This window comes from Porphyromonas uenonis 60-3 (genome assembly GCF_000174775.1).
In the GTDB taxonomy this organism is placed as follows: domain Bacteria; phylum Bacteroidota; class Bacteroidia; order Bacteroidales; family Porphyromonadaceae; genus Porphyromonas; species Porphyromonas uenonis_A.
The window spans coordinates 1-2,029 of record NZ_ACLR01000244.1 but is presented as its reverse complement, the minus strand read 5'-3'; the positions used below and the strand labels follow the sequence as shown (position 1 = coordinate 2,029).

The window sequence follows — 2,029 nt, the reverse complement described above, 5'->3', positions numbered from 1 at the left end:
AACATCTCGTTTATAGGGTACTACGAATTTCGTGAAACATCGTGTAGCCATTTTGTAGCCAAACAGGCACTTTCAAAGACCTCAGTGGAAGGAGGTGGAAACTCTCTCTTCATCACAGGGGCAAATATACGACTTATTTTCCATATAGACAAGAGGATAGATAGCTAAATCCTCTTTTACGGATAGAAATTAGCTAGAAAAAACTTGGTAGTGTCAGAGTTTTTTGTTATCTTTGTAGTAGAGATGAAGCAGATAATCTTAATCGTAAAAGGTTAAGGAACAGTAATCTAGATAACCAACAAACCAAAAATAGAGATATGAATAAGACAAAAAAATGGAGCCTAGCAACAGTACTATGTGGACTGTTAGTAACTACTCTTCTAACCGCTTGTGGCGGTGGAGGAGGTAGCGTTTGGAAAGAGCCTAACTCCGAGAATAAAAGAGAGAAGCCAAATCAAGAGCTTCCAACAATAGAGCAAAGGCTGACCTTCAAAGCGGATAAACCCATATACTTTAATTGTGATGCTTTTGGATTTTACCTCTTATACGTTAATGGAGATTTGAAACACGAACACTTTAAAGAAGACGTAAAGGTTCAAGGAGACACAGAAGCATCATATGTCTTTGAAGTTAAGGCTAGCGATGAAAAACCAGAACTTTCCGAACTTAGGTTGACATTCTCATTTGTTCCTGTAGATGTATATGAGAAGGATCCCGAGTTTGACAATAACCCTAATCCACTGAAACCGATTCCAACAGTCGTCACATACACTTGGCAGGAGAGGATAAATGGCAAAATCACTAGAGAAGAAAGTCACACCGTTAAGCTATACGACCCCGATAATCAGGCTCTGTATAAAAGCAAAGAGTATAAGTCGAAAATAAACTAAGCTAGAAGAGACTAGCAGAAGTAAGTATAAGAGTAAACACGGACGGTAGAGACCTCTATCGCCCGTGTTTTGTGTTTTGCAACTACTTATTATACCACACAGAGACTTACTACTCAAAGGGAGTAAAGAAGTCCGTGAAACTATCCCAAAACGATTTTTCGGCCATTCCTAAGAGTTGCAAAGTACGAATAGGACGGTCTGAATAAGGGGAGCGCATCATGCCAAGCATAAGAAAGAGCGGTTTGCGGTCTTTGCGTTCATAGTCAGGTAGACTAGGATCAGAGATACTAACATTCGGTAGGATAACTACAATAAAGCCATCGGACGTGCCGTGGGCAATAGAGCGCTTAAGAGCAGCATAATCGGCTTTAACACCAATACCCTTAGCCTTGTCTCGTGTAGCCCAAAGAATAAAGTTCTGAGGATTGCCATATACCGCTCCATCGAGTGGGGTTACCAGCGGAACAAACTTACCTCCAGCCTCCTCTGAATCCCACTGCGTTAGGCGAAAATAAAACGCAGATCCCTTGTGATGGCTGTAAATCAATTTGACAATCATACGAGAGGGAACGTAAGTGGTATTGTCGGAGGAGAATTGCTTGCCATTTACTACGATAGACTTGGTGACACCAGTCTCGGGCTTTCCCTTAATCGGAAGGTCAGAGGCTGGTACAACAAAGCAACCATTCTTGTCTGTTTGGTATCGCTTGTCAGGTATACGGGGTAAGCCACTAATAGTCGCAAAGGGCACTGGGACAGAATCAGGAGAGAGGCATTGATAGAGACAAGCTCCATCTTCTATACGCACACCGTTGGCGACAACTTTTCGTTTCTCATTTGTTGTTGGGTCAGTATAAGTCACCTCGGGAGACTTACTAATGAGTAACACTTCGTACTTACCTTGCTTTTTTAGAGCTGGCACAAGCACTCCGTTAGGATATTGAGGCGCAACAGGAGCTGGTGGTGCAGGAACAGGTGTTTTCACCCCATCAATGTAGTAGTAACCATCTACGATAGTTACTACGGGCTTATGATTAGGCTTAATTGCTATACCTGTGTCCGCACCATTGATATAGTAGTTGCCGTTCTCGCCTTGCGCTACGTCGCCAATCGGAGGAATTTGACTGTTGTCAGGAGAG

The 2,029-nt window shown here is 42.6% G+C and carries 2 protein-coding genes; one reads left to right on the top strand and one right to left on the bottom strand.

The genetic code is table 11. The annotated features are described in order from the left end of the window. The first annotated feature begins 317 nt into the window (after nt 1-317). On the top strand, nt 318-890 hold the full coding sequence (locus tag PORUE0001_RS09610; protein WP_039865909.1) for a hypothetical protein: 573 nt from the start codon (nt 318-320) through the stop codon (nt 888-890). A gap of 109 nt (nt 891-999) precedes the next feature. Here the strand turns inward: PORUE0001_RS09610 and PORUE0001_RS09605 are convergent. Beyond that, nucleotides 1,000-2,029, bottom strand: a 1,030-nt coding sequence (locus PORUE0001_RS09605; RefSeq protein WP_007366257.1) for a hypothetical protein, incomplete at its 5' end; no start/stop codon positions are given.